The sequence below is a fragment of the Ideonella sp. B508-1 genome, from assembly GCF_000333615.1.
In the GTDB taxonomy this organism is placed as follows: domain Bacteria; phylum Pseudomonadota; class Gammaproteobacteria; order Burkholderiales; family Burkholderiaceae_C; genus Ideonella.
Genome location: NZ_BADL01000555.1, coordinates 1 through 4,373, shown reverse-complemented (window position 1 = coordinate 4,373; position 4,373 = coordinate 1). Strand labels below are relative to the sequence as shown.

Below are 4,373 nucleotides of genomic sequence, written 5' to 3'. Positions count from 1 at the left end.
ATCTCGTTGCTGTCGATCTTACAAGCCGCAGGCTGGCCGATCTGGCCGCTTATGTTGTGTTCTGTTGGGGCACTCGCCCTCATCCTGGAACGCCTGATGACCCTCCGGCGCAGCCGGGTGGCACCAGAGGGTCTGGTGGATGAAGTGATTGCGGTGGCCAAGCAGGGCCTGCCCAACGCCGACGTTCTGAAGAAGCTGGCCGACAACTCCGTGATGGGCAGCGTGCTCGCCGGTGGACTGCGTGCCTGGGCTGCCGATCCGCGGGCCCCCGAGGCGTCGCTGCGCCAGGCTTTCGAGTCGGCCGGCCGCTCCGCGGCGCACCGACTGGACCGCTATCTCAACGCCATCGCCACCATTGCCTCGGCCGCACCGCTGCTGGGTCTGCTGGGCACGGTGATCGGGATGATCGAGATCTTCGGCTCCCAAGCCCCCGGCAGCGGCACCAACCCGACCCAGTTGGCGCACGGCATTTCCGTGGCGCTCTACAACACGGCCTTCGGCCTGATGGTGGCCATCCCCTCGTTGATGGCCCACCGCTACTTCCGCAGCCGGGTGAATGATTTCCTGCACGACATGGAACAGGCCAGCGAACGGCTGCTGCAGCAACTGCTGCGGCAGGCCTCGCGCTGAGCCACGCTGATCGGCCATGAATTTCCGCGGATCCTCCTCCGATGAACCCGAGATCAACCTGATCCCGTTCATCGACGTGCTGCTGGTGATCCTCATCTTCCTGATGCTGTCGACCACCTATGCCAAGTTCACGGAACTCCAGGTGAACCTGCCCTCGGCCTCGGCCGATCCGGTCAAGGAAAGACCGGCACAGATCGTGGTGGCCGTGGCCGCCGATGGCCGCTATGCGGTTGATGGGCAAGCCGTGGACGGGCGCAATGTCGACACCCTGGCGGCCTCGCTGCAGAAGGCGGCAAGCGGGCAGGACAACTGCTTCGTCATCATCTCGGCCGACGCCACCGCAGCGCACCAGTCCGTGATCAATGTGCTGGACGCCGCCCGCCGCGTGGGACTGAACCGCATCACCTTCGCAGCCCAGCTCCCCGCCCAAAGCACCCCCGGGCAACCGTGAGGCAGGTGTCCCCGCTGGCGCTCTGGCTGCAAGGTCAGTGGTGGAGATCTCGCCCTGGATGGGCCGCCTGGCTGCTGATGCCGCTGTCCGGACTCTATCTTTTGGTGTCCGGATGGCAACGCTGGCTGGGCCGCCGATGGGCACGGCGACAGCCTCCGTTGAGGGCCCCGGTGATCGTGGTGGGCAATCTGATCGTCGGCGGCGCCGGCAAGACCCCTACCACGATGGCCCTGGTCCAGGCGCTGCGTCAGCAGGGATGGCAGCCGGGTGTGGTGTCCCGAGGCTACGGGCGTCGCAGTGATGCGCTCCTTGAGGTGACGCCGAGCACGCCGGCACCGCTTTCCGGCGATGAGCCTCTGTTGATTCGCTTGCGGACCGGGGCCCCGCTCTGGGTGGGGCGCGATCGGCACGCCGCCGCCCGGGCCCTGCTGGAGGCCTACCCTGAAGTGGACCTGCTGGTGGCCGACGATGGCCTTCAGCACACACGCCTGCCCAGAGCTGCGTCCGTCATCGTCTTCGATGGCCGGGGGGCTGGCAACGGCCTGCCCCTGCCCGCCGGCCCCCTGAGACAGCTGCTGCCACGCCGGTGGCCCACGTCCTCCCTGGCCCCCTGCGAGGTCATCTACAACGCCGACCGCCCCAGCACCTCTCTGCCAGGACATTGCGCCAAGCGAAGCCTGGCAGGCGCCGTGGCCCTGGATATGTGGTGGCGCGGCCAGCCGGCCGACCCGGCCTGCCTGCGCACCCTGACCGAGCGCTCCATGAACCAGGCCATGCTGGCCTGTGCCGCCATCGCCGAGCCCGAGCGCTTCTTCCTGCAGCTGGAGCAGGCCGGCATGCACATCCAGCGCCTGCCCCTGCCCGACCATGCGGACTTCGACACCCCACCCTGGCCAACAGGTGTGACGGACGTCCTGATCACGGAGAAGGACGCCGTCAAGCTTCGCCCGGAAGATCATCGGACGGGCCCCAGGCTGTGGGTGGTGGCGCTAGACTTCCAGATTCCCAAAGAAGCCATTCGCGCACTGACGCGCTCGCTTCGACAAGATACTTCTGTGCACCATGACTGCTGATCACCGACTCCTCGACATGCTGGTATGCCCGCTTTGCAAGGGCCCTCTGCAACTCCGGCGTGACGAGCAGCAACGCCCCCAGGAACTGGTGTGCTCCGCAGATCGCCTGGCCTTCCCGGTCCGCGATGGCATTCCCATCATGCTCGAGGGTGAAGCTCGCGTGCTCGCGGCCGAGGAATCCCTGTGAACTTCACCGTTCTCATTCCCGCCCGCATGGCTTCGTCGCGCTTGCCAGGCAAGCCGCTGGCCGATCTGGGGGGCAAGCCCATGGTGGTCCGCGTGGCGGAACGTGCCTTGGAGGCAGGCGCCATGCAGGTGGTGGTTGCCACGGACGCGGCGGAAGTCGCGCAAGCCTGCGCCGAGCACGGCATTCCCACGGTCATGACCCGGGCGGACCACCAGAGTGGAAGCGATCGTCTGGCCGAGGCCTGCACGATCTTGGGTCTCAGCGATGATCAGATCGTGGTGAACGTGCAGGGTGACGAACCGCTGATCGATCCGCCCCTGGTCAGGGCATGTGCCGAGCTGCTGGAAGAGCGAACCGACTGCGTCGCGGCGACCGCGGCTCACACGATCCATTCAGTGGCAGAGCTACGCAACCCGAACGTGGTGAAAGTCGTCCTGGACAAGGCCGGACGGGCCCTCTATTTCAGCCGGGCCAGCATCCCCTGGTGGCGAGACGGCTCCACGGCCGGGGAACCCCATCTACCACCCCGGCCTGCCGCGCTGCGGCACATCGGACTCTACGCGTACCGGGTCGGCTTCCTCAAGCGCTTTCCCGCACTGGAGCCCGCACCGCTGGAACAGGCAGAAGCGTTGGAACAGCTCCGCATCCTGTGGCACGAGGGCAAGATTGCCGTCTATGTCACCGACACCCCGCCACCTGCGGGGGTGGACACGCCGGAAGACCTCCTGCGCGTACGGCAACACTACATCGGGTAAGCCCGCAGATCTCACCTCCGGCCGCGTCAGGTCCGTGCAGGTAAGCCCATGCTATCCTGACTTCAAACCCTGTCAGGCACCTGTCTGGGGCCTGACCTTGCCCACCGCGGCAACAAGAATTCACCATCACGAGGCATTTCCATGCGATTGATTCTTCTGGGCGCCCCCGGCGCCGGCAAAGGAACCCAGGCAGCGTTCATCTGCCAGAAGTTTGGCATCCCCCAGATCTCCACCGGCGACATGCTGCGTGCCGCCGTGAAGGCCGGCACCGAACTGGGCCTGGCCGCCAAGAAGGTGATGGACGCTGGCGGCTTGGTCAGCGACGACATCATCATCGGCCTGGTCAAGGAACGCATCGCCCAGCCGGACTGCGCCAAGGGCTTCCTCTTCGACGGCTTCCCGCGCACCATTCCGCAAGCCGAAGCCATGAAGGTGGCCGGCGTCAAGCTCGACTATGTGCTGGAGATCGATGTCCCGGACGAAGCCATCATCGAACGCATGAGCGGACGCCGTGTGCATGTGGCCTCGGGCCGGACCTACCACGTCAAGTTCAATCCGCCCAAGGTCGCAGGCAAGGACGATGCCACCGGTGAAGACCTGGTGCAGCGCCCCGATGACGAAGAAGCCACCGTGCGCAAGCGCTTGGAGGTCTACCACTCCCAGACCAAGCCGCTGGTGGGGTACTACAGCGACTGGGCTGCGACGGGTGACGCAGCCGCGCCGGCCTACCGCAAGATCTCAGGCCTGGGGTCGGTGGATGACATCACGGCGCGGGCGATGGCGGCGCTGCAGTAAAGTCAATTGTTCGGAAAAGAAGCCCACTCCTTCAGTGGGTTTATTTTCATTTAACAGTCGCACCGTTCAAATAAAACCGTCGCACACATGTGACCTGAACTGAACCGTCCCGGGTTTGACGGAGTCTCCAACTCTGGGGAATAGAGCCTTGAAGAAGTCCCCGAGGTGCGCGAGCGTGCGGTGCGAATGGTGCAAGCAGTGGCAATCGCAACGGCCTGATCTCTTCAACAAGCGGGTCTACGAACTCACGGGACTCGACACATAGGCAATTGTCGAAGCGACGGAACTTGTATGCCAGTGCCAAGCGTCCATTAAAGCGCTCCACCGGGCATATCCTCATCCAGGAAATAACACTCAACGGTGAAGAAGTCGCCTTTCAGTGATTACTCTTCAATTCCCCCAAGAAAAAACCGCAGCCGAAGCTGCGGTTTTTTTATGATTCAAATAAGACGTTAACGTCTATCAGAAATCATAATTAGCCG

The 4,373-nt window shown here is 64.4% G+C and carries 6 protein-coding genes; all 6 read left to right on the top strand.

The features are described 5' to 3' along the window. The first annotated feature begins 6 nt into the window (after positions 1-6). A complete protein-coding gene (locus I73_RS21785; RefSeq protein ID WP_026097053.1) occupies positions 7-630 on the top strand; it encodes a MotA/TolQ/ExbB proton channel family protein in 624 nt (207 codons plus the stop codon). 16 nt (positions 631-646) lie between these two features. Next, the gene (locus I73_RS21780; protein ID WP_022982557.1) at positions 647-1,081 is read left to right on the top strand and encodes a biopolymer transporter ExbD; all 435 of its coding nucleotides are present in this window, start codon (positions 647-649) and stop codon (positions 1,079-1,081) included. A 77-nt stretch (positions 1,082-1,158) separates the two neighbouring features. Then, on the top strand, positions 1,159-2,154 hold the full coding sequence (gene lpxK / locus I73_RS21775) for a tetraacyldisaccharide 4'-kinase (protein WP_234409577.1): 996 nt from the start codon (positions 1,159-1,161) through the stop codon (positions 2,152-2,154). Further along, positions 2,144-2,341 carry a Trm112 family protein gene (locus I73_RS21770; RefSeq protein WP_022982555.1) on the top strand — a complete coding sequence of 66 codons (198 nt, stop codon included), beginning with the start codon at positions 2,144-2,146 and terminating at the stop codon, positions 2,339-2,341. Before lpxK ends, I73_RS21770 begins: the two co-directional genes overlap by 11 nt. Continuing rightward, complete coding sequence (kdsB, locus tag I73_RS21765; RefSeq protein ID WP_022982554.1) at positions 2,338-3,096, top strand: 3-deoxy-manno-octulosonate cytidylyltransferase; 759 nt, start codon at positions 2,338-2,340, stop codon at positions 3,094-3,096. Before I73_RS21770 ends, kdsB begins: the two co-directional genes overlap by 4 nt. 141 nt (positions 3,097-3,237) lie before the next feature. Next, entirely contained in the window at positions 3,238-3,891 is a 654-nt protein-coding gene (gene adk / locus I73_RS21760; RefSeq protein WP_022982553.1) for an adenylate kinase, read from the top strand. Positions 3,892-4,373: the final 482 nt, after the last annotated feature.